This is a genomic window from Vibrio sp. T9 (genome assembly GCF_003123985.1).
In the GTDB taxonomy this organism is placed as follows: domain Bacteria; phylum Pseudomonadota; class Gammaproteobacteria; order Enterobacterales; family Vibrionaceae; genus Vibrio; species Vibrio diabolicus.
In genome coordinates, this window is record NZ_NIGY01000003.1 from 165,264 (window position 1) to 187,346 (window position 22,083).

Here is a 22,083-nt window from a genome sequence, read left to right on the forward strand (position 1 = left end):
ATATTGATTTGTAAGTAATCTAGCGCATAACAAGTGGTCAATCAATGGGTAAGTAACGAGTTGTGCGAAACGTTTTCGGTAGGGCTTCATAGTACGCCTTGAGTATAAATCTACGAATGAATCTGACTTATTCACAATCTTTGTGCGAATTCTAGACAGAAAAACCTTATAAAAATGAGTGGTTAGTAACAAAAGTTGACAAACTATAGATGGGTGTTTATTGTTTACGCAAATTAGTTAGTAACAAAAAGTTATATACCCAGGAAGGGCGTGTAGAAGGGCACCTAATGACCACCAAACTATTTTCTTCCCGCATCATTCAAAGCGCTTTGGATTTTGATGTCTACAAAGTCAATATGATGAGCGCAGTAACAGCGCTTTACCCTGATGCGATGGTGTCATACAAATTTATTGTGCGTAGCGAGGAAGATCTCTCTGAACTGCTACCAGAGGTAAAAGCAGAAGTTCTTAAACTGCAAGACATTCAATTTACGCAAGAAGAGATCGAATACATCAAGCGTGTCGCGCCTTACCTGAATCCTGATTTTGTTGATGCATTGCGCCATTTCCGGTTTAACCCGCAAAGTGATGTCTCTTTCCATAATAAAGCCATGGCTGATGGCTCAAGCCAGTTACGCATTACTATCAATGGTTTGTGGCGAGATACTATTTTGTACGAAACGATCATCATGAGTATCGTGTCTGAAGTTCGTAGCCGTCAGCGTTGGTCAGATATCCCTGTAGCGCAATTTACCACCGTTTTAGAAGAGAAAGTTCGGTACCTAAAATCCGAACTAAAACGTCGTAACATCACTAACTTTAAGTTTTCTGATATGTCGACGCGTCGACGTTTTTCCTTTCAAGCTCAGCGCACCATGCTGGAGTTCTTGTGCCAGGAAGTGCCGGAATGTTTGACAGGAACAAGCAACTACCACTTAGCAAAAGAACTGAATTTGACGCCTATCGGTACCGTTGCTCATGAATGGTTTATGGGCCATCAAGCTCTGGTGAATGTGCGAGATTCGCAAAAAGTGGCTTTGCAACGTTGGCAAAAAATGTTTAACGGTGCACTAGGTATTGCACTGACCGACACGATTGGTATTGATGCCTTCCTTAAAGACTTTGATGAAGAGCTAAGTAACGCGTATTTCGGTGTACGTCACGATAGTGGTTGCCCTTATAGCTGGGGTGAAAAAATGATTGCACACTACCAGTCGCTTAATATAGACCCATTAACAAAAACACTGGTGTTTACCGACGGACTTAACTTCGAACAAGCGTTAGATATTTGCGAGTACTTCCAAGGACGTATTCAGGTGAGTTTTGGTATCGGTACTTTTCTTGCGAACGATATGGGTGATTATGTCAATAAAGAGGGTGAAGCCTACCAGCCACTTTCTATCGTGATCAAAATGGTCACGTGCAATGGTTCACCAGTCGCAAAAATCAGTGACGAACCTGAGAAAGCCATGTGTGAAGATATCTTCTTTTTGATGAACCTCAAGCGCCGCTTCGAGCAACCTCTTGATTTAAATGAGTGTCGTAAACTGATTGATCGTCTAGAAACTGAAGGTCAAAACTATCTCATCGACGCGTAGGCGTTATCCCTCCTTCTTGATAAGCACCCTCTATCGTAACGACAAATTTATATAGACAAACGTAGAGGGTGATTTCGTTATAGTAATACGCAGAAGTAACCAGATACAGCGTAGGAAAGCACTCGAAAATGAGGTTGTTTTTTTGATGTGCTATGTGCCTATGATTGGTGTAAATCGATGCGTTACAGCATTGTGGAAGGTGTATTTTCATCGGACACTAAACTCAGTCTAATCACGTAGTTTATTCCCATGTACCATGAGGTCACTCGGGTATAGACGTCTATCTGCTTTTATGACTTTGGGCTTCGCGTAATTGCTTGAATCAGGAGTCAAAATGAACCTAGTAGTACATTTGCAAAAGAAAGCGATCCGAAAATATGGCTATGAGATGGCCACTCGTCAAGCATGGAAATGTGGCATCAAGGCAAATCTTGTTAAGCGCGTGATCGGCCTTTTTAAAGGACAAATTGTTTGTGTGGTTGAAGGTTGTCGCGCAGAGTTTTCTTCTCCTCTTAATAACCCCCTTCACGAAGATGACAAGCAAGGGCGATATGTGTTTGTTGGCGGTGTATGCTGGGAACCAAACAACATTATTGCTCCTGGTTTTCCTGACTTTATGTTTATGCACGTGCGTAACCTGAGTCACCGTCATAAGTATTTAACGGATGACGAACTGTTTTTAAGCTTGGCTTAAAAATAAGCCTCATAGGTTAATCAAGCCTAATCATAATCAGTAATGATACGGTTTTAGCTCAGTTGACATTCTGTTGAGTGTTTCTTGACGTACCTTTTATAAAACAGTGTTTCTTTACTCGTTAATGACAGAGGGTTTGTTTTCGCCTGATGTGATTTCCTAATTGCGATTTACTATACCGCTCATCAAAGCAAACCATACTGGGATGTAAATCATGAATATGAAATCTATCGCAATTGCAACGGCAGTTGTTGCTGTACTAGCAGGCTGTAAAGACAAAACGCCACCAGCTCCAACTCAAGCAAACATTACTTTGGTTGAAGCGGTGACTGAAACGGTGAAAAAGCCGCACCAAGTATGTAAAGACGTGGTAGTAACCGAGCAAGTTGCCCCTACGGATGACAATAAAATTATTGGTACGGTTGGTGGCGCAGCAGCTGGAGCAGCGTTGGGCAACCAAATCGGTGGTGGCTCAGGTAAAGTGATTGCAACTGCAGCTGGTACGATTGCTGGTGCATTGACAGGTCGTAAGATCCAGGAAAATGTGCAACAAGGCGATGTAGTGACAACGACGAAAAAGCAGTGCCATACAGAATACACAACATCTGAAAAAGTAGTGGGTTACGATGTCACTTATGAAGTTTCAGGTGCGCCAACGACGGTTCGCTTAGCGAGCAAGCCAGCGACAAAAACGTTCCCAATTCAAGATGGCAAAGTTGTTCTTCCGCAATAACTAGCTCCTCAACCGAAGTAATTAACAAGCCCTTTTATCTTTGAGACGAAAGGGCTTTTTCACATAAGCGGTGTTTTCATCTATTTTCCCACGGGAATGTGCAGCCAGAATTACCAGCTAATTTCAGCGTTCGATACAATCACTTTTCGAAAAGTACGAACGGAAAAAACATGGAAGATTTTTACCTGACCGATCGCGGTTTAGCTGGTTATTTCGAAGCGCAATGGTTCGACAAGTTCATCGAAGATAAGCAGATTGAGACGATAACCAGTCGCTCAAAACAAGTCCCACTTTCTTTTTTGTCATCACCACATTGTTCCCAAGTCGCTGACTTTATTGCGCAGACGGCACTCGAGAGCGGCGTTCAGCCGTGTTCCCTACTTGAGGTTGGGGCTGCGCTGGGAAGAAACTATTATGAGTTAGTGCAACGCTTATCTAGCCTTAAAGAAGCGACGCTGGTTGAGCCTTCAAATAGGTTAATGGATGGCTTTAAGCAGCTTTTAATAGAAGAACAACGGGTCGAGTTAACTTATCTGCACGATGTGAACACCATAAACACGTTAGAAGTAGAGAATAGAGATATCGTGCAAAAATGTGCTCATGTTGATTTGACGCTGATTAACCAACCTTTTGAGCACGATACTCTCCAGTCTAGCTTTGATTTAGTCGTATGTTTGAACGTGGTTGATCAATGTGAGTCGCCACTTAGCGTGATCAACGCTCTAAAAGAAGCCACCAAGGTTGGCGGGCTGATGGTTGTCTCTTGCACTTATCAGTGGAACGCGAAACATATCAAAAATGAAGACGAAGCGGTCGATGATATCAAAGCGTACTTTGCTGAAGGTTGGCGTTTAGTATCGGAAGCCGATCATGAATATCGCATCCGGTTTAATGATCGTTTTGCAAGGCAGTTTTTATCTCATGTGGTCGCTTACATCAGAATGGATTAGAGCTACATAAAAAAACCGAGCACTTACGACTCGGTTTTTTAGTCCTTGAGATAGAGCGCGATTTTAAGTAACGTGCGCCTCTTTTTGTTCTCGCTCTTGCTGAGCTTGCAGCTTTTTCTTGCGACGCTCTCGTTTAGAAAGCCAAACCAGCGGCACAACAATCATTATTGTTCCTATCGCCATGAATATGTCTGGCACTTCTCCAAACCAGATTAATCCCACAAACACGGCACCAATTAAGCCACTGTATTCAGCGCTGGCAATTTTGTTGCTATCAATCGAGCGGTAAGCGATCACACATGTTGCCGCATAAATCATGATGAACAAACTTGAGCCAGCAGCGACAGGGAAAGCACTCCAGTCCCAAGGTTCCGCTTCGATCAGAACAAGTAAGAAAGCCACGGGAATACCTGCCAAGTTTGTCATTAATAGCGTTTGCATGACGGACTGATTTTTTGGCAGTTTTCGAATAAGCAAGTTATTGATTGCCAGGGTAATAGCCACAACTAAAGCCGAAATCGCTGCCCAGTCGATTTGATCTGGACGAATGATGACCAACACACCAGCAAAGCCCATGATCGCAGCCGCGACCGATTGTTTAGACAGCTGTTCGCCAAAAAATATCGCGGCAAGCGGCAGCATGATTAATGGCGCGGCGTAGAAGATTGCGTTCGCAGTTGCGAGCGGTAAAGATGAAATCGCCAAAACCATAAATATAGCACCAAGCAACCACACGTGAGCGCGGACAGCATGCCATTTAAATCCTTCAAGAAAATGAGTCTTTTTTGTCAGCAAGCAGACAGGCAGTAGGAAAAGCACTGCGGAAATTTGTCGGAAAAAGACAAACTGAAAAATAGGCACTTCATTTCCGACACTTTTAATTAAAGAGTCCGAAAGCACCGCAATGAGATTCCCAACAATTAATAGCAGCATAGCTGCGCCGACCGATGTAACTTTCACTTATTTCCTCTCCTCTTTCTTTGCCAAAGAGTAGGTGATGTCATAGGATGAAGTGAAGTGATATTTATTAGTTTAAGTATGAGATTTTTAGATAATGAAATTGCCACCACTCAGAGCGGTTCACTGTTTTGAATCTGTCGCTCGAAACTCTAGCTTTTCGCTTGCGGCTGAAGAGCTCAATGTGACGCAAAGTGCCGTTAGTCATCAGATACGATTATTGGAAGATTATTTGGGCGAGTCATTATTTATTCGTCAAGGAAGAAAGCTCTCTTTATCGGATACTGGTGCTCGTTATTTAGAGGATATTAGCCCGGCAATTAGCTCTATTGCGATGGCCAGCCAAAAGGTGAGAGAAGGGGACAAAGGCAGCATACGTTTAGCGATTTATAGCTCGCTTGCCGTAAAGTGGCTTATTCCGCGTTTGTCTGATTTTAAGCGGTTACATCCGGAAATCGATCTGACACTCAATATGGTTGTTGGTGATCCTGAGCAGACAGATAGCGTTGGTGATTGCTTTATCACGGTAGAGAAGCCAAAGCGCAACTATATGTCGGTGAAGTTATACGCGGAAACGCTGTATCCGGTATGCAGCCATAAAATTTGGAAAGAGTTACAAGATCAACCCATTCCAGAAGCGCTTTGGCGATATCCTATTTTGTCGACAGATTCTATTTATCGTGAGAGAGGAAAAGACTGGGCAGAGTGGTGCAGAGCGGGTGGTTACACTTTGCCAAAAGATGTCGATGTTCAACATTTTAGTCATATGTTGTTGGCAATTGAGGCTGCACGTTATGACCAAGGCATCGCATTTGCGAATGATTTTATGCTCAATGAAAGAGATAAAGCGCATGATTTGGTGTATATCCCTTCTCATGGATTAGAGACGGGGGACAGCTTTTATTTTATTCATAAAAAGAGCCGAGCCAAGCAGGCGGAAATTATCAAACTCACTAATTGGTTGAAGCAACAGTGCTTGTAAAATGACTAAATTGTCATAATTAAGAAATAAAGTGGCAAAGTTGTGTTTAAATATTTCATGTTTTATTGAGTTTTTATTCATTAACATCAACTTGGTTTTGAAACCGAGTGAAATGGATAGCATGACGTGCTTAAGGATGGGCAAAACACAACCTCAATAATTAACAGGCAGTGAAATACAATGTTTAAAAAAACATGGCTAATGACAGCCCTTCTAGCAACATGTTCTGTTGCAAACGCAGCTCCTTACGTTGGTGCATCGGTAGGTCAAGCATCGTTTGGTGATGTTAATGGCTCTATCAATGGTGGTGGTACTAACGCTAGCACTAAACTTAAACTTGAAGATGACTCAAGCCTTTCAGGTAAAGTATTTGGTGGTTACAAATTCAACGAATACATTTCTCTAGAAGCAGCCATTGGTGGCTACGACGCTTTAGACGGCAAAGTTGTTACTGTTGGTGATATGAAGTATCTATCGATTCAACCAAAGGCGACTCTACCTATTGGTGATCGTTTCAACCTTTTTGCTAAAGCTGGTCTTTCTTACTTCAATGCTGAATTCAAAATTAGCAACTCTGTGATTGACGGTAGCGCAGGCCATACCACCATTTCTGACAGCACTGTAACAGGCATGTACGGTTTAGGTGCAGAGTTCGCTATTACTGAAAACTTTGCTCTGCAAGTTGAATGGGAATACATGATGCCTGAGCTAGACATTGCGAAATTTGGCAATGAAAAAGTAACGGTTGATGCAGACATCAATGTGTTCTCTGTAGGTATGAGCTACCGTTTCTAAGAATACTTATTCAAGTTACCTCTTGGCTTAGTACACGTTTTTGACTTCTGTTGGTCGAGCTGAGTCCAAGCTTTGAATATGTTTAGATATAGCACAGGAAGTTTAGTTGCTAAGCATCCTGTGCTATTTTTTTCTTTGGAATAACTCTTAGGAATCTTTGTGAACGATGTCAATCTTAGGTATCTGGATCTACTGTTAAAGCACTTTGAACCTCATCAATATCACTTCGTTACGCTGTCTGAGCTTGAAGTGGTAATTTGTACGTCAAGGCGCAATGTTTCTATTGTGATGAAAAAGCTTGCCTCTTACGGTTGGGTAGATTGGAAACCTGCAATTGGCAGAAGTAACGCTAGTCGTCTGAATATTACTATTTCCCTTCAACAAGCGATGACCGAATTTTTGGTTGAGGAGCTTGGTCGGGGAAGAATGAACTCGATAACAAAACTTATCGATTGGTTCGGCCAAAGTGCTGTCAGGGCGCTGACGATTGCCTCTGAAAAAGTGAACCAGTTGAATGAGTCAAATAACGCTATTTTGATCTCCTCTTACCCTTGGGTGTCTAAGGTCGATCCTGCGAATACTTATCGTCATACTGAACTGCATGTGGCGAAAAGTGTTTATGATGTTTTGCTGACTCAAAATTCCAATGGTGGCATTGAGCCTTCGCTAGCACATGAGTGGAAAATGGAAGGCAATGTGATGACGTTATGGTTGAGACCTGGAATATATCGTCACGATGGCGAACTTCTCAGCATACAAGATGTTGTTTGGAGCATAGAAAGACTTAAGGAAATAAAAGGACCAGTACACGAGCTCTGGCAATGTATTGACAGTGTGATTGCCGAAACATCGAGCTGCTTAAAAATTACATTGAAACATCCGAACATGTTTTTTCCATATATGCTAGCCACTCCTCACGCTTCTATTCTTTGTCGAGATGTTGTTTCTTTCGGTTCTGGTTATTCTTACCACATAGGCACCGGACCATTTAAAATCAGTGGTTGGAACCAAGAGAGTATGATTCTTCAAGCACACAAAGAATATTTTTCAGCGCGCGCATTGTTGGACCAAATTACGCTGTCTCATGGTGATGTTAAGACCCTGAATATGTTGAGTTTTAACCAAACCTCTGATCACGTTGAAGTGGAAAAAATCAGCGCATTTTCATATTTGACCTATCGTGAACGCGCGGACTCTAATCTCGCAAAAGAAGATTGGCATCAACTCGCCGATTACATCAATGCGCAAAAGAGAATCTATGAGGCGCAAAGTGCCGTTGACAGCATTCAGTTAGCGACTCAAGAGCAAGATTTACTAATAGCAGAGGCTATTGTGACGCCTAAGCTACAAGGTAAAGTAGCGCTAGCTGAGCCAATCTGGACGATACCAAGTTTAATTCGTCACTCTGAGTGGTTGCACCGAGTGATTCGGGCGACGGGATTAGAGCTAGAGATCGTCATTATTGATGACATTAGTTTTCCTGAAGTCGTATCACATCGAGCGGACTTGCTCCTAATTGAAGAAGTCATGGAAGCGCCGTTTGAGTATGGCGTATTTGAATGGCTATCGATAGCAACAGGTTTGCGTTTTAGTTTTGATCAAAGCCAGATGTTGATCCATCGAGAAAACCTTCGCGAAGCCATGACAAATGCTCAATCTTTACAATCTCTTTTAGGCGTAGAAAAAGCGTTACGAGAGCAGTATCTTTATTTTCCTTTATTTGTTGGCTATGAAGAGGTGACAAAAACACAGCAAGTGCGCGGTGTTCAGGTGAAAAATACGGGTTATAGCGATTTGCATCGTCTCTGGATAGCTCACTCTAACTAGCATATTTCGATACGGTGAGCATAGAGTATGAATACATAAAGCCATCGTAATGATGGCTTTATGTGGAATGTAGAGTTAGAAGTTGTACGACACACTCGCACCAACAACCCATTGGTTTGCACTATCAACAATTGAGGAATCGCTGATACCGCTGCCTAGGCGAGTGTATTGTGTCATTTGGCTCACTTGCCAGTTATCGTTGATTGGCATGACTAGCTTGTAGCCTAAACCATAGCTTACTGTTGAATCACCTTTGTACGCTTTGCGGTTTGCATTTGCTTCGCGTTGTTTTACGCCAAAGTAGTAATCTACGTAGTCTTCACTTTGATAAGTTAGGTTAGCAAAAGGAACAAAATCAACACTACCGAAGTTCATAATGTGGAAGTAAGTCGCACCCGCTAAGTAACCTTTGTAAGCACCACTGATATCATGTTGAAGGTATGTTGAAATCACATTGTGTTGATCTAACGTAAAGTCAGTGTTCAAACCTAAATCGACAGCAAAGCGACGTTTATCCGTGCCTTTCAGGCTCTTTGCAATATCACCGTCACGCATGACACCACTGCCAACAAGGTAAGCACTCATGTTGATTAATTCATTGGTGTTACCGAAGAAGCGGTAGTTAATGCCACTTAGATCGGCGTTAAAGTCGTCACCATGGTAACCGCCATTTAGAATTGGAGCTGTATTGTATTTTTGATCTTTGAAAAGATCGCTGCCATGAGCCACTCCGACTTCCGCGTTCCAGCCACCTTCATTGTTGTAGATGTTACCGTTACGAATATAAGTATCACCAGCAACCGCTGAACCAGCAGCAGTCAGAGTTAGTAGTGCAATTAATGTCTTTTTCATCATTTTTCCGAGTTGTTCTGATTTGTTTTGAACACTGTACAAAATGAAGTTGTAAGCCTCTATCAGCAAAGCGTATGGAAATGTAATGAACCATCAGGATAAGAAGCGGAATGTAAGATCAGAGGAGGAAGATAAGAAAGGCAACCGCCGTCGATGGAAACAAAAATCCGAGCTGGGGTAGCTCGGATTTAGATTATTTATCAGGTATCGATACGAACTTATTGTTGTTTCGTTAAGTTGTATAACGGTGCTAGGTCACCTGTTACTTTTTCGCCATTCATGTCTAGCTTCATAAGTACATTTTCACCAACAAAGTATTGGTTTGGTGCATCTTCGTTTGTCAACGTTACGATGCTGCCGTTTGCATCCCAAGTGAATTGGCCTTCAGACTTTGACTGACCGTCTTCTTTGTCTTGGTAGCTTTCTTCAAGTACGTAAGTGCCATCTTGATTTAGTGTGATGGTCATGTCGATACCTGAACAATCCGCACATGGAAGCGTACCTTTATATGTGCCGTTCCAGTCCAGGGCATTTTGTGCGTTATGCTCAGAGTCTACAAATGTTTCTTCAGTGATGACTTGTTCTTCTGCTACTGGCAGCGTGTCAATTGTCTCTGTAGTAACTTCTGCGCTAGTGGTGACTTCAGTTTCCGTCGCTTGAGGTACTTCAACTGCGCTTGTTTCGGCAGGTTTCTCATCTTGACAGCCTGCAAGAATGATTACCGCGCCTGTTAGTGCCAACATTGTTTTTTTCATTTTATCCCTCTTTAAATCAAGATTTTGTATGAGAGTAATAGTAGACATTTATCAGGTATTTGCGTCATCAAAAAGCAATAGAATGATCTATCTATGTCAATAAAACCGAATATGAGCATGAAATTGTCAGGAAAATCAGAACAATGTAAATGTTGATTGGGATATCAAGCTTGAGTCTACAAATAAATATCTAGAGGGGTGGGGGCAGAGATAGTGAAAACAGCCCACATTGCTGTAAGCTGTTTTATTAAATCAGTTAAGAGGCCTTATCGATGTTTGAACGTGAGGTGCTTCGTTTTGTGCTGTCTTCATCAGCGAATAAACCAGCAACAGTACGACGCTCTAATTCACCTTTCAAATGACCATGCTCATCGACAACGGGCAGTGAGTATTCGCACGACATGGTTTCAGTCAATATTTGCTCAATGGCCGAATGGGGAGAGATGATAGGCACTTCTTCATAGATATCATCATCCCAGCTTGGGGTTTGAGCTAACTTCGTCGCGTCTAGTAACCCTTGTTGCGTTATCACGCCTTGATAGCCTGCATCGGTCACATGATAAGCATAATCACGTTTAACACGTTTCATCTCACTGAGCGCTTCTTCAATGGTTTTAGCGGCAATACGATATGAAGGTGGCTGCATCACAGTCTCAACCGTCAATGCTCGCGCTCTATTGACGTCTTTTACAAAGGCTTCAACGTACTCATCGGCAGGATGCAGCAATATTTCGTCTGGTGAACCTTGTTGGACAAGCTCACCGTCTTTAAGGATCGCAATGCGATCGCCAAGGCGCAGTGCTTCATCTAAGTCGTGAGTAATAAAAACAATCGTTTTGTGTAACTGCTGTTGCAGTTCTATTAACTGATCCTGCATTTCGCTCCGAATCAGTGGGTCCAACGCTGAGAATGCCTCGTCCATTAACAGTATTTCGGCATTGGTTGCCAATGCTCGCGCGAGGCCTACGCGTTGCTGCTGGCCACCTGATAGCTGAGCGGGGTATTGGTTCTCATAACCCGTTAATCCAACGGTATCCAACCATTCGTTTGCTTTTGATAAGCGCGCTTCTTTACTTATTCCTTGAATTTCCAAACCGTAAGCGATGTTGTCGATAACAGTGCGATGAGGCAATAAGCCAAAACGTTGAAACACCATCGACATCTTATGACGACGAAACTGCTCTAACTCCTTGTTAGAAAGCTGCATGACATCTACCCCTTCCACCAAAATCTGTCCCATGGTTGGATCGATTAGGCGATTGAAGTGGCGAATCATGGTGGACTTTCCTGAACCGGATAATCCCATGATGACGAAAATCTCGCCCTTTTTAATTTGGAGGTTGATGTCTTTTAGCCCGACCGTGTGGCCCGTTTCCGCTAACACGTGTTCTTTACTATGTCCCAACTTGACGCGCTCAATCACGCTGTCGGGTTTGGGTCCGAAGATTTTATACAGACCGCTGATTTCGATAAGTGGACTAGTCATGCTTTAAATCTCCTAGATGGGCTTGAGTGCGTTTCGCATACGCTTGTGAAGCGCGGTCGAAAAGAATCGCTAGAGCGACAATGGCTAGACCATTTAAAAGACCAAGAGTGAAATATTGATTGGTAATCGACTTAAGAACGGGCTGGCCCAAACCTTTTACCCCAATCATCGATGCGATGACGACCATCGACAGTGCCATCATGATCGTTTGGTTGATTCCCGCCATGATGGTTGGCATTGCGAGCGGAAGTTGGACCCCAAAAAGCCGCTGTTTACTGCTGGCACCAAATGCGGTTGCGGCTTCCAACACTTCTTTATCCACCAAACGAATACCCAAATTAGTTAAACGAATAACAGGTGGAATCGCGTAGATCACTACTGCGATGAGGCCAGGAATTTTGCCGATCCCGAGTAACATCACAACTGGGATGAGGTACACAAATGCCGGCATGGTCTGCATGACGTCGAGTAATGGCGTCACAACAGACTGAATACGATTAGAGCGCGCCATGGCGATGCCGATAGGGATCCCGAGTGTGATTGCCAGCATGGTACACACCGTGATAATACTGAGCGTGCGCATTGTGTCTTCCCACATGCCGAAGTAGCCAATCAGGATAAGTGAGCCAAAACATGCGATGGTCAGTTTCCAAGAGCGACTAGCGGCATAAACGAGGGCGGTGCAGACGCCTAAAACAACGACCCAAGGTGTTGAAATAAGCAGTTTTTCAAACCAGACAAGAAATGAAAGGAGCGGATCAAAGAGAGACTCGATAAGTTCACCATATTCACGAGAGAAATCTCGGTAGGCGCCATCGAGTGTTTTGCGAATCGCTCTAAGATCAGAGCGATCCATTTCTGGGAATTCGCTGAGCCAATTCGAGTCAGACATATTTACTTCCTTTTCTGATATATCTAGGTGCCCTCAAGAGACGTGATTCAGCAAGAATGGCTGGGATCGTAGACCAAGTAATGATTGGTGGTTCGATAGGTCCTCCATCTATTGTTTTACCCTTTAGGCTCATTTCAATGCAGTCGACCTGCACTTTATAGTTACTTAGGGAGACACTCTTTTAATAAAATAATCATTAGTGTTCAAATGAATGATTTGATCGGATTATAGTTTTTCTTCTCCAATAAAATGAATACATTAGCGCGTATTTGTATGAAAAGTCTGCGCAAACTAACGTTTTTATTATCTAGATAATTAGAATTGATCTTTTTGCTCGTTTGTCACCAAAGTTTGTCAATTCTTAGATGTCTAATTAATCCTGATGTCTTACGTATTTATCGTGTCGATTTTTGCAAACTTAGTTTATTGGCATATGCTAAAAATGTTATTGGCATATGCCAGTTTAAGGCGTAATTTGACCCTGTGTTTTCGAGGGATAATGATGGCAAGACCAAAGATAGAAAGACGAATATGCGGACGTGCTGCACACCATTGTTTCAAACCTAATGGCGTGCCATTTCATCAGTTGGAGCAAGTCGCCATATTACCAGAAGAGCTAGAAGCACTGCGTTTGGCCGATTTAGAGGGGCTTAGCCAGCAGCAAGCTGCTGATCAGATGGGCGTCTCTAGACAAACTTTTGGTAACACAGTAAAAAGTGCAAGATTGAAAGTCGCAAAAAGTTTAGTTGAAGGTCATGCATTAGTTTTTCCGGATGAGGAGTCAAACTTATGATTTATGCTATTCCTAATGATGGTGAGCGGGTGGCAAACCACTTTGTTAAAGCACCATATATTGCTATTTATTCTGATACTGACGGCATGCTAAAAAACTTAGCGAACATTGCTTCGATGCCACAAGCAGGTTGCAATGCGAAGTCTCAGTTAATTCAGTCTCTGCAAGAGTACAATGTGGATGCTGTACTTGTACGAAATATCGGTGAACGCGCATTAGCCAAATTACTTCGTAGTGGCACGCAAGTATTCAGGCTTTCTACCCGTAGCTCATTGGAAGATGTACTTGCGGTTCCAAGAGAGCCTCTCATTGAGCCGTCTCAAGGTCGTCCCTCAAACAATCATAAGAAAAATGCTCACAAGCCAAAAGGCGGTTGCGGTTCCTGTGGTTGTGGTGGCAAAAAATCCCAACCCTCCTTGCTGGCAAGACCGAAAGCACCAGCAGGGCTACTTAAAGTGGCATCTCGCCCTGCTATACTTAGGCTAAAGACGATGGCTAATAAGGCAGGTTAATATGGTTTGGTTATTTACCTTTCTTGGTTTTCTCGCAATCATTTTGTTGATGTCGCTTGGCGTCATTTTCCACAACAAGCGTATTCAAGGGAGTTGTGGCGGATTGAATAATGTCGGTGTTGATAAGGTGTGCAATTGTGAAACCTCTTGTGCAGAGCCTGCAAGACGTTTGTATCAAATATCCGAACCTAACTCGTCATCTGAGCGCTAAGATCTTTTGCCCATTTCGGTAAGGTGTGTTTAAACCAGTCAATGTATTTACTGGTCTGCGGGTTCTGTCTCGAGACCAGTATGTTCACCACTTCTACCACCATCCACGTTTTAGCTATTGCAATCGTTCTTGCTAAATTACTCGCATCGCCTTGCTCTGCCGTCTTGGTATAGGTATGCGCCACACCAAGATAATCTTCGTATGTGCCCATGCCTTTGACTAGTGGCGCTAAATCTATCGCGATATGCCCTGTCGAAAAACGTTCCCAGTCGAACAGCACCAAATCGCCATTATCTCGTCGCCCCCAGTTCCCGGCATTGGTGTCTCCAGAGATCAAATTTTTGGCGTTGAAAAGCGGGCCGGATTGCTCTTGTAGCTGATAAAAGAACCGCTCTGTTTTTGCGTCTAGTTTGAGCGTGCTTAAAGCTTGGGAAGTGGCTGGTTGTGTCCACTGATGAGGATGATAAACACCATTTGATGTCGGAGATAGTCTATGTATTTTAGTTAGTTGTTCTATCACGCGCGGCTCTTCAAGCAGGAATTCTTGATTGACAGAGTGCGGGATATACTCGATTCGTAACGTATTTTGTTGGTGATCGTAATCAATGAGCTCAGGTACAAGAATGCCAAGTTCATTGAATGGTTTAGCCTGGTGTTGATAAAAAGCGACCTCAACCTGTTCTACCTGTTGCTTTTCAATGAATGAAATGCCGTGTTTTTCTACCAGATAAACTTTGGCACTGCCCATCTGGTTAAGCTCTTGCTTTGACATGAGACATCCTGTCTTTTGATGGTGGAACCTTCACTTACCTTAAACGCGAAAGGTGTGTGCGCCAAGAATACTTAAAGAGAACATTGAAACAAAATAATGCAATGGTTTGAGTATAAAATTGTCGCTAGTGTCTAAATTTTACACAGTGGCTTTTACGCATCGTTAACCACGTTCTACGCTTAATATTCGATTTAAACAAGGAGAACCACTATGGCTGTAATAAAGCAGGATATTCCAAATCGTGTAACGGTTTATCATGACAATGTCGATCAAGAACAAGAGCTGAAAAATGCGATGCTGCCAGAGAAACCGCGCTACTTTAACGGTGCTCCGACTTACAAAGCGAACAGCATCGAAGAGTTTGAAAATAAAATCAGTCAGATCGGTTTGTCTCTCGATAAATAAATTTTAATTTACCTAAAAGCGCCCTCATTTTGAGGGCGCTTTTTTATTTGATTGATTTGAATCGTAGGGAATTAACCTTGTTGAGCACTGCCTTGGCAGACTTGTTTTTGCACTGCTGGTGGCGCGGGCTCGTAATGGCTTAAAGTCATACTAAAACTGCCTTCACCACCCGTGATAGCTCGCAATCGACGAGCGTAATCTTGCAACTCGTTTACTGGCGATTTGGCTTTCAACAACGTGAATTGGCTATCAATCGGTTCGGTGCCTTCTATTAATCCTCGATTACCTGACAAATCCCCAGACACGTCACCGACGTTTGTGGTTGGGACGTGTAACTCCATTTGGACAATGGGCTCTAACACAATAGGATCAGCGTTGTTGATCGCGTCTAAAAAGGCTTTCTTACCTGCGATGACAAACGCAATTTCTTTTGAATCGACAGAGTGATATTTACCGTCATAAACGGTGACTTCCACATCCTTGATTGGGTTGCCAGAAATCGCCCCTTCTTCGAGTACTTGTAAAATACCTTTTTCGACCGCGGGAATAAGCGCGGTTGGAATGGCGCCACCCACCACTTTGTTGATGAACTTAAATCCGGCGCCACGTTCGAGTGGACGAACCTTCAATTGCACTTCACCAAACTGGCCTGCACCGCCACTTTGTTTTTTGTGTCGATAATGCCCTTCGGCAGGTTTGGTGATGGTTTCAAAGTATTCGACGCTTGGTTGGCAGGTTTCGACGTCCAGCTTGTACACGTTCGCCATCTTTTCTAATGCGACTTTGAGGTGAAATTCCCCTTGGCCGCTGATGATGGTTTCGTTGGTGCGAGCGCGATGTTCGATGCGCAGCGAAGGATCTTCGCTGGCGATTTTATTCAGTACATCGCCTAATTTTTGCTCACCTCCACGCTTAAGAGGCTTCAAGCACAAAGAATACATGGAGTCAGGAAGGTCCAACGTCTTGAGTTGAACACCATCTTCTTCGTGAGAGTCATGAACGATTGAATCGAATTCGAGATCATCCACTTTGGCTAAAACGCAGAAGTCGCCGGCAAGCGCGCGAGGGATCTCGGTTCTATCTTTGCCCTGCAGTTGATATAAGTGCCCAACTTTAAATGCCTTGTTGCTTTCGCCAATATAAAGCTGGCTGCCCGCATTGATTTCACCCTGATACACACGTAAGTAGGCAAGTTTTCCCATATATGGGTCGACGCTGACTTTGTACACGTGTGCGACGGTGTGCTCTAAGGTTTCGCAATTTACTTTGATTTTTTTGCCGTTCTTTTCCAATAGAGGAGGGTTACCTTCGTTTGGCATGGGCATGATCTCCGCCAAGGTACGAAGCAGAAGTTCGACGCCCGCGCCGGTTTGTGCTGAGACAAAACAGACCGGAATAACATGTCCAGTTCTCAGTGCTTCTTCAAACGGATCATGCAGTTGCTCTGCGGTGAGTTCGGAACCTTGTTCCAGATACAGTTCCATCAGTTCTTCATCGACTTCGATAACTTGGTCAATCAAGGTCTCATGAGCTTCATCTACCGTTGCAAGTAAGGTTTCTCGTCCCAATTCTGGTTCGAAATAGCAGTCAACTACAGATTCCCCGTCAGCCGAAGGTAAGTTGATCGGCAAGCAGTGGTCACCAAAATGCTCAACGATGTTCTCCATCAATCTCTCTAACTGATGACCGTGGTTATCGAGCTTATTGATGATGATCATCTGACATTTTTGCTGCTCTTTAGCAAAGGTAAATAAGCGATCGGAAGTTTGGTTTAGTGGTGTTTGAGGGTCGATGACAAGGGCGGATGTTTCAACGGCAGGAAAAACGCTGATCGTACGGCCAAGTAACTCGTTTTGTCCCGGAGTGTCGATGATATTGAGCCGATGTTTATTCCAGCGCAGTGCGACTGGCGTTGCTTCAATACTGTGTTGATATTGGATGGATTGAGGGTCGAAGTCGGTAACGGTATCGCCTTTTTCTACGCTGCCTAAATGGTGAGTGGCATCGCAGGTGAAGAGCAGTTTTTCTATCAGCGTGGTTTTACCGGTCCCGGTTTGGCCGACGAAAGCGATATTGCGTATTTTGTTTATAGGCATAGAGCCTCCTTGCAAGATGGCGTGAAAAACCTACGAATTGCTAGGAAGTGGGTTGTTAGAGAAACCCACGCACTGCATTGGAGTAGGGCGGGATTACCGCCTATTCGTCTTCCATGTCATTTTCCGGATGACTCGATGCATAAGACCACCTTATTGGACTACTGTAATCTTAGCATGCCGTAATAACCATATAATTTATGTGACTTATTTCATGATGGGGCTGATTGTTTTTTAATCGAGATCATAAACTCAGAGGTTCTGACTTTTGGAGCAAAACCTCTGGATTGTTTAGGCTATTTGGAAAGAACGATTTCGCCGTCGCGATAAACTAAGCTCGGCGTTATATCTTGTCCGAGCAACACCGGGCCATCAAGATCGACAACGCTCGCCTGAGCAGCAATGGGTAACGCAGCACGCATCGCCAGCGACGTCCCCAACATACAACCGGACATGAGGCTAAAACCGAGTTTTTTTGCATCGTCGGCCAGCAATAATGCTTCACTGAGCCCGCCCGTTTTATCTAGCTTAATGTTCACCATTTCATATTTGCCAAGCAGTTGATGCAATTGCTCTCTGGTGTGACAGCTTTCATCGGCGCAAAGTGGAATGGGGTGCGGAATGCTGGCGAGTACGTCATCACGGTCTTGTGGCAGCGGTTGCTCGATCATGATGATATTAAACGGTTCGAGTTGATCAAATACCGTCGCGAGGTCGAGGTTTTGCCACGCTTCATTCGCATCTAAGACAATTTGTACGTGCGGCGCGGCATCGCGTACTGCTGCAACGCGCTCAATCACGTTTTCACCATCCAGTTTTACCTTAAGCAGTTTTGCGCCTTGGCTAAGGTAAGCTTGCGCCTGTTTTGCCATCGCTTGCGGCGTGTCGATAGAAACCGTCATCGCCGTCACAATCGCCTCGGGTAACGTAAAGAGGTCGTGAACTTGTTGCTTGTGGCTCAAAAGCGCAAGAAGATGCCAAAGGGCGCAATCCAACGCATTTCTTGCCGCTCCTGCGGGCAATAATGATTGAAGCTGGCTTTTGAGAGCGATCGCATCAGCTTCGCCTTTGGCGTACAAACTTTGCAGTTCATGCGCGGCGTGAGAAATCGCCTTAATTACCGATTCAACTGATTCACCATAACGAGGGTATGGTGTGCATTCTCCTTGGGCGATCATGCCTCGATGTTCAATTGTCACGCGGACTACGTGGCACTCTGTCCGACTGCCGCGAGAGATGCGAAATGGTGTCGCCATAGCAATCGTGACGGGTTCTACATGAATTTTCATCTCACTAGTTTTCCCTAAACCGCAGTTATTTTCTAAACCGTAAATGTTTCCTAAATAGTAAGGATCTTATCTGCAACCGCATCAACGCCAAAACGCACAGGGTCGGTGACGGGCACCCGATATTTGTCGCTCCAATCCTGGCATAACTGGGCAGTATCTTCTTCGCTGATCGCCGAAGTGTTTAAGCAAATACCCACTAATTGAGCTTTTGGATTTGTGAGGCGAGCAGCGGCCAGATTCGCTTCTATCGTTTGTTCAATGGTTGGCAAGCTCGCATGTGGTAAGTTGCGGATGTGCGGGCGACCAATCTCATGGCACAGTACCAGAGCGTCCGCTTGTGCGCCGTGAAGTAAGCCCAAACTTACGCCAGCAAACGAAGGGTTAAATAACGAACCTTGCCCTTCGATGATGTCCCAATCGTGGTCGGTGAAGTCGGGGCTGATCGCTTCTACTGCGCCGGAGATAAAATCGGCAACTACGGCATCAATTGAAATGCCACTGCCTGCGATGAGAATTCCGGTTTGACCCGTTGCTTTGAACTCTGCGCGACAGTTTTTACGCTTTAATGCATGCTCAATGGCAAGAGCAGAGTACATTTTGCCCACGGAGCAATCTGTCCCTACAGTAAGTACTCGCTTGCCTGCGCGTGCTTTGCCATTGCCGACCTTGAGCGGGGCATCATAATGGCGAACATCATACAGTTTGGTTAATCCGCGTCGTTCTAGAGCGGCAAGAGAAGTAAACTCCGCCAAACGTTGGTGCATGCCCGATGCAATTTCAAATCCCATTTCTGCCGCTTCAAGTAAGGTTGCTTGCCAAGCTTCGGGAATGACTCCCCCCGGGTTTGCTGTGCCAAGTACCAGCGTTTTTGCTCCTTGCTGCTGCGCTTGTTGTAGTGTCATGTCGGTTAAACCAAGCGATACGGTTTCTGGCGTCAGGCGGATTTGGCCAAGACAAATCTCAGGTCGCCATTGGTAAATGCCACGCGCGGTTTTGGCTGCGAGTGGATCGGTTACATCGCCAAGAAAGAGTAGGTAAGGTTGAGCAATTTGCATGATGGTTCCCTTCGTCATCGTTATTGCTCATTAATGTAGCCAGACTGATTTAGGAAACCGAATGCTTATTTGTTAGGCAGGTATAACTTCAAGTTATACCTTTAAACCATCTGTTGTTTTAGGGCGGTGATAAATTGCTTTGTCGCAATGGATTGAGGTGTGTGCTCTGCGAATAAAATAGAGACAGAGAAGGACATGTTTGGCTCCAAAGCATGCACGGAGACGGTATTATCTTGGCGATATTGTTTTGCAGTCCATGGATCGACAATGGCGAACCCTGCTTGGTGTTTCACCAGTTCAGCCGCCGCGGAGTAGCTGCGTACAGTGATGGCATGTTGATAATGCTCGTCACGCGCTGACAAGGTTTGATGCAACAGCAAGCCCAGAGGGTCTCGGCTATCTAAACCGATAATGGGTAAATCGTGACTGATGAGTTCTTCTAAAATGACGGTTTTTTCTGCGGGTATCGCTGCGCTTTTAGGAGCGATCAGTGCTAAGTTTTCTTTCAATAACACGTGCCCCATGATCGCTGGTGGTGTTTCTTCACCGAACGCGATGGCGACATCCAATTCATGTTTCAGCAACCCGGAGCACAGCTCATCGCGATTGGCCGTTAATAGCTCAAAGGAGATGCCGTGCTCTTTCGACAACAACGCGACAGTCGGTGCTAACAAGTGTGCGGCCAAAACAGGCGGGGCACCGACTCGTAAATGTTGAGTTCCCTGTTTGACTTTGTTGGTCAGAGAACGAAATTGTCCAAGTTGCTGATAGACTTTTTCTGCCTCTGGCAATAAGGCTTTGGCTTCTTGAGTGGGAACGAGGCGACCTTTTACGCGTTCAAATAAAGCGAAGCCCAGTTGTTGCTCTGTATGGGCGAGAACTCGAGTGACATTAGGTTGGGAAACGTGCAGTAAGCGAGCAGCACCAGACACCGTTCCTGCTTGCATAATGGCGTAAAAGACTTCCAATTGTCTTAAGTTCACTGCGATTTCCCTCTGCTCATGTTGGTCACCTCAGAATACCCAACCTTGCTGATGAGCGATAGAGGCAAAAGTGCTGGCGTAAAAAATAGGAAGACGATGTTGGTTGCCTTCTTATCTCGCTTTTTCAATTTCTCAACTTCTTAATTTCTATGCTTCACTTTGCTGCTGCATGAAGGGGCAGGTTGTTAAACGGCTCGACGTCTCGGCTGAGTAATCCCATCAAAACCACTGCTAACACTATGACAACAGCTGCTATTGCAAAACCGTATTGTGTTAGTTCGTAATGACTCAACATTGCAATCAGGACGTAACTGACAGATTGAATGGTGGTGGCGAACATGCTGATGCCGCCATCGACGCGACCTCGTTGATGAACCGCTACGGTGTGATGCATCCAGTTGACTCTCGCAATGCGATTTAGCGCGTTAAACACACCAAACAGAGCCGTAAACAATAAGATGGTCAGCGGGCTTATTGCAAAACTCATTCCGATAAACGCTAGAGATACCATGACCATCGAAGCAAACATAATGTGGCTATGGGAGGCGCGACTCAGCACTTTGGTGACAATGAAACCTGTTAGTAACGAGCCGAGACCAAAACTGATGTTGAACCCTGCAAACCAATCGCCAGAGATGCTTTGTTCAGAAAACCAAATCGGCACCAATTTGCTCAAATACGTCAATGCAGGATAAGAGAGGCAAGAGAGCAGAATAAAGCCATAAAAGCGGGGTTCGAGACGGAATATTTGTTTGCTCTCTTTGAGTTGTGCGATGAAAGCTACGGATTTTGATGCCCTTAATTGTTGGGTATAAGGCGTCAGAATATAGAACATCGCCGCTAAAGCAGAAGCGCTGGCCGCAAACAAAGCAAACTCTTTCATGCCCCACATTTCAAGCAAAACAATACCCAACGCGCCAGCTCCGAGGGTTGTGGATTGCATTACAATTTCTTGCTGACCCGAAATTTTCGCATACTCATGGTGCTGATAATTTTCTTGGGTGAACGCGTTGTTGGTTGTCCATGCAAAGTTACTCGAAACCCAATACACCAATTGCGCAAAAGCCAGCAGCCAGTGGGACTCAAACCCTAACCAATAAGCAATGAACACCACCAAAGCCATACCCGATTGAATCCATTGATTGAGCACGAGGAGTGCTTTTCGTGAATGTCGGTCCACTAAAGTGGAAAAGAAAGGCGTTGCCAGAAAAGAAATCGCGGTGCAGCTCAGTGAAACTAAAGCGACGAATGTGCCCATTTTTGGCTCGGAAAGCATGACCCATGGCAGTGCCATCATGAACAAGCCAGAGGAAATGCTGTCGAAGAAGCGGCCAGCTAAGTACGGCTGAGTTTTATTTTTCATTATGTTTGCCTCAAATTCCCAATGGATTTCAAAACGTTGACTTCTAGCGGTGCTGTGTTTGTCAACCAAGTTATGCGTCCTGAACG

General features: G+C 44.4%; 22 protein-coding genes. 11 read left to right on the plus strand and 11 right to left on the minus strand.

Annotation, left to right across the window (positions count from 1 at the left end; all coding sequences use genetic code 11):
* Positions 1–287 precede the first annotated feature (287 nt).
* The 4 genes from pncB (at position 288) to CBX98_RS07580 (ending at position 3,975) form a co-directional block, all read left to right on the plus strand.
* Positions 288–1,598, plus strand: a complete 1,311-nt coding sequence (gene pncB / locus CBX98_RS07565) for a nicotinate phosphoribosyltransferase (protein ID WP_074190011.1) — start codon at positions 288–290, stop codon at positions 1,596–1,598.
* A gap of 334 nt (positions 1,599–1,932) precedes the next feature.
* Positions 1,933–2,292 (plus strand): hypothetical protein, encoded by a 360-nt coding sequence (locus CBX98_RS07570; protein ID WP_005373947.1) that lies wholly within the window; start codon positions 1,933–1,935, stop codon positions 2,290–2,292.
* Positions 2,293–2,506: 214 nt separating this feature from the next.
* Positions 2,507–3,025 carry a glycine zipper 2TM domain-containing protein gene (locus tag CBX98_RS07575; RefSeq protein ID WP_109168887.1) on the plus strand — a complete coding sequence of 173 codons (519 nt, stop codon included), beginning with the start codon at positions 2,507–2,509 and terminating at the stop codon, positions 3,023–3,025.
* Positions 3,026–3,195: 170 nt separating this feature from the next.
* A complete protein-coding gene (locus CBX98_RS07580) occupies positions 3,196–3,975 on the plus strand; it encodes a methyltransferase domain-containing protein (RefSeq protein WP_109168888.1) in 780 nt (259 codons plus the stop codon).
* 63 nt (positions 3,976–4,038) lie between these two features.
* Here CBX98_RS07580 and CBX98_RS07585 read toward each other — a convergent pair whose 3' ends face one another.
* Entirely contained in the window at positions 4,039–4,935 is an 897-nt protein-coding gene (locus tag CBX98_RS07585) for a DMT family transporter (protein WP_046873824.1), read from the minus strand.
* 94 nt (positions 4,936–5,029) lie between these two features.
* Between CBX98_RS07585 and CBX98_RS07590 the strand changes: the two genes are divergently transcribed.
* The 3 genes from CBX98_RS07590 (at position 5,030) to CBX98_RS07600 (ending at position 8,536) form a co-directional block, all read left to right on the plus strand.
* Complete coding sequence (locus tag CBX98_RS07590) at positions 5,030–5,914, plus strand: LysR family transcriptional regulator (protein WP_005392662.1); 885 nt, start codon at positions 5,030–5,032, stop codon at positions 5,912–5,914.
* Positions 5,915–6,094: 180 nt separating this feature from the next.
* Complete coding sequence (locus CBX98_RS07595) at positions 6,095–6,709, plus strand: outer membrane beta-barrel protein (RefSeq protein ID WP_005373936.1); 615 nt, start codon at positions 6,095–6,097, stop codon at positions 6,707–6,709.
* A gap of 159 nt (positions 6,710–6,868) precedes the next feature.
* A complete protein-coding gene (locus CBX98_RS07600) occupies positions 6,869–8,536 on the plus strand; it encodes an ABC transporter substrate-binding protein (RefSeq protein WP_109168889.1) in 1,668 nt (555 codons plus the stop codon).
* A 75-nt stretch (positions 8,537–8,611) separates the two neighbouring features.
* Here CBX98_RS07600 and ompV read toward each other — a convergent pair whose 3' ends face one another.
* The 4 genes from ompV to CBX98_RS07620 all read right to left on the minus strand — a co-directional run bounded on the left by ompV (position 8,612) and on the right by CBX98_RS07620 (position 12,521).
* The gene (ompV, locus tag CBX98_RS07605; protein ID WP_005392665.1) at positions 8,612–9,388 is read right to left on the minus strand and encodes an outer membrane protein OmpV; all 777 of its coding nucleotides are present in this window, start codon (positions 9,386–9,388) and stop codon (positions 8,612–8,614) included.
* A gap of 218 nt (positions 9,389–9,606) precedes the next feature.
* On the minus strand, positions 9,607–10,143 hold the full coding sequence (locus tag CBX98_RS07610; protein WP_046873821.1) for a copper resistance protein NlpE: 537 nt from the start codon (positions 10,141–10,143) through the stop codon (positions 9,607–9,609).
* Between the two features lie 256 nt (positions 10,144–10,399).
* Positions 10,400–11,629, minus strand: a complete 1,230-nt coding sequence (locus tag CBX98_RS07615; RefSeq protein WP_109168890.1) for a glycine betaine/L-proline ABC transporter ATP-binding protein — start codon at positions 11,627–11,629, stop codon at positions 10,400–10,402.
* Positions 11,622–12,521: a proline/glycine betaine ABC transporter permease gene (locus CBX98_RS07620; RefSeq protein ID WP_109168891.1), complete on the minus strand. Its 900-nt coding sequence runs from the start codon at positions 12,519–12,521 to the stop codon at positions 11,622–11,624. Before CBX98_RS07620 ends, CBX98_RS07615 begins: the two co-directional genes overlap by 8 nt.
* A gap of 502 nt (positions 12,522–13,023) precedes the next feature.
* Between CBX98_RS07620 and CBX98_RS07630 the strand changes: the two genes are divergently transcribed.
* From CBX98_RS07630 to nqrM, 3 genes are read left to right on the plus strand one after another with little or no spacing between them, the layout of a single operon-like run.
* The gene (locus tag CBX98_RS07630) at positions 13,024–13,314 is read left to right on the plus strand and encodes a DUF134 domain-containing protein (RefSeq protein ID WP_048625148.1); all 291 of its coding nucleotides are present in this window, start codon (positions 13,024–13,026) and stop codon (positions 13,312–13,314) included.
* On the plus strand, positions 13,311–13,826 hold the full coding sequence (locus CBX98_RS07635) for a NifB/NifX family molybdenum-iron cluster-binding protein (protein WP_109168892.1): 516 nt from the start codon (positions 13,311–13,313) through the stop codon (positions 13,824–13,826). The genes CBX98_RS07630 and CBX98_RS07635 overlap by 4 nt, the downstream gene beginning before the upstream one ends.
* 1 nt (position 13,827) lies before the next feature.
* On the plus strand, positions 13,828–14,037 hold the full coding sequence (gene nqrM / locus CBX98_RS07640; protein ID WP_054866942.1) for a (Na+)-NQR maturation NqrM: 210 nt from the start codon (positions 13,828–13,830) through the stop codon (positions 14,035–14,037).
* On the opposite strand, the gene CBX98_RS07645 is transcribed toward nqrM, so the two are convergent.
* Complete coding sequence (locus tag CBX98_RS07645; RefSeq protein WP_109168893.1) at positions 14,015–14,809, minus strand: phosphotransferase; 795 nt, start codon at positions 14,807–14,809, stop codon at positions 14,015–14,017. The two genes, nqrM and CBX98_RS07645, sit on opposite strands and share 23 nt — an antisense overlap.
* A gap of 210 nt (positions 14,810–15,019) precedes the next feature.
* On the opposite strand from CBX98_RS07645, the gene CBX98_RS07650 reads away from it, so the two are divergent.
* A complete protein-coding gene (locus CBX98_RS07650) occupies positions 15,020–15,214 on the plus strand; it encodes a hypothetical protein (protein ID WP_005392673.1) in 195 nt (64 codons plus the stop codon).
* Positions 15,215–15,285: 71 nt separating this feature from the next.
* Here CBX98_RS07650 and fusA read toward each other — a convergent pair whose 3' ends face one another.
* The 5 genes from fusA to CBX98_RS07685 form a co-directional block, all read right to left on the minus strand.
* Complete coding sequence (gene fusA / locus CBX98_RS07655) at positions 15,286–17,310, minus strand: elongation factor G (RefSeq protein WP_109168894.1); 2,025 nt, start codon at positions 17,308–17,310, stop codon at positions 15,286–15,288.
* A gap of 293 nt (positions 17,311–17,603) precedes the next feature.
* Positions 17,604–18,596 carry an N-acetyl-D-Glu racemase DgcA gene (gene dgcA / locus CBX98_RS07665; RefSeq protein WP_005392675.1) on the minus strand — a complete coding sequence of 331 codons (993 nt, stop codon included), beginning with the start codon at positions 18,594–18,596 and terminating at the stop codon, positions 17,604–17,606.
* A 50-nt stretch (positions 18,597–18,646) separates the two neighbouring features.
* Positions 18,647–19,651, minus strand: a complete 1,005-nt coding sequence (gene dgcN / locus CBX98_RS07670; RefSeq protein WP_109169004.1) for an N-acetyltransferase DgcN — start codon at positions 19,649–19,651, stop codon at positions 18,647–18,649.
* A 101-nt stretch (positions 19,652–19,752) separates the two neighbouring features.
* Entirely contained in the window at positions 19,753–20,634 is an 882-nt protein-coding gene (locus CBX98_RS07675; protein WP_109168895.1) for a LysR family transcriptional regulator, read from the minus strand.
* A 154-nt stretch (positions 20,635–20,788) separates the two neighbouring features.
* Positions 20,789–21,997, minus strand: coding sequence for an MFS transporter (locus CBX98_RS07685; protein WP_069526045.1), 1,209 nt, complete (start codon positions 21,995–21,997; stop codon positions 20,789–20,791).
* Positions 21,998–22,083 lie beyond the last annotated feature (86 nt).

Coding starts and splice junctions, on each gene's coding strand:
- CBX98_RS07610 (WP_046873821.1), bottom strand. CDS start 10,143: ATGAAAAAAACAATGTTGGCACTAACAGGCGCGGTAATCATTCTTGCA.
- CBX98_RS07590 (WP_005392662.1), top strand. CDS start 5,030: ATGAAATTGCCACCACTCAGAGCGGTTCACTGTTTTGAATCTGTCGCT.
- CBX98_RS07570 (WP_005373947.1), top strand. CDS start 1,933: ATGAACCTAGTAGTACATTTGCAAAAGAAAGCGATCCGAAAATATGGC.
- CBX98_RS07630 (WP_048625148.1), top strand. CDS start 13,024: ATGGCAAGACCAAAGATAGAAAGACGAATATGCGGACGTGCTGCACAC.
- dgcN (WP_109169004.1), bottom strand. CDS start 19,651: ATGCAAATTGCTCAACCTTACCTACTCTTTCTTGGCGATGTAACCGAT.
- CBX98_RS07620 (WP_109168891.1), bottom strand. CDS start 12,521: ATGTCTGACTCGAATTGGCTCAGCGAATTCCCAGAAATGGATCGCTCT.
- dgcA (WP_005392675.1), bottom strand. CDS start 18,596: ATGAAAATTCATGTAGAACCCGTCACGATTGCTATGGCGACACCATTT.
- CBX98_RS07580 (WP_109168888.1), top strand. CDS start 3,196: ATGGAAGATTTTTACCTGACCGATCGCGGTTTAGCTGGTTATTTCGAA.
- ompV (WP_005392665.1), bottom strand. CDS start 9,388: ATGAAAAAGACATTAATTGCACTACTAACTCTGACTGCTGCTGGTTCA.
- CBX98_RS07615 (WP_109168890.1), bottom strand. CDS start 11,629: ATGACTAGTCCACTTATCGAAATCAGCGGTCTGTATAAAATCTTCGGA.
- CBX98_RS07575 (WP_109168887.1), top strand. CDS start 2,507: ATGAATATGAAATCTATCGCAATTGCAACGGCAGTTGTTGCTGTACTA.
- CBX98_RS07650 (WP_005392673.1), top strand. CDS start 15,020: ATGGCTGTAATAAAGCAGGATATTCCAAATCGTGTAACGGTTTATCAT.
- nqrM (WP_054866942.1), top strand. CDS start 13,828: ATGGTTTGGTTATTTACCTTTCTTGGTTTTCTCGCAATCATTTTGTTG.
- CBX98_RS07645 (WP_109168893.1), bottom strand. CDS start 14,809: ATGTCAAAGCAAGAGCTTAACCAGATGGGCAGTGCCAAAGTTTATCTG.
- CBX98_RS07685 (WP_069526045.1), bottom strand. CDS start 21,997: ATGAAAAATAAAACTCAGCCGTACTTAGCTGGCCGCTTCTTCGACAGC.
- CBX98_RS07595 (WP_005373936.1), top strand. CDS start 6,095: ATGTTTAAAAAAACATGGCTAATGACAGCCCTTCTAGCAACATGTTCT.
- pncB (WP_074190011.1), top strand. CDS start 288: ATGACCACCAAACTATTTTCTTCCCGCATCATTCAAAGCGCTTTGGAT.
- CBX98_RS07635 (WP_109168892.1), top strand. CDS start 13,311: ATGATTTATGCTATTCCTAATGATGGTGAGCGGGTGGCAAACCACTTT.
- fusA (WP_109168894.1), bottom strand. CDS start 17,310: ATGCCTATAAACAAAATACGCAATATCGCTTTCGTCGGCCAAACCGGG.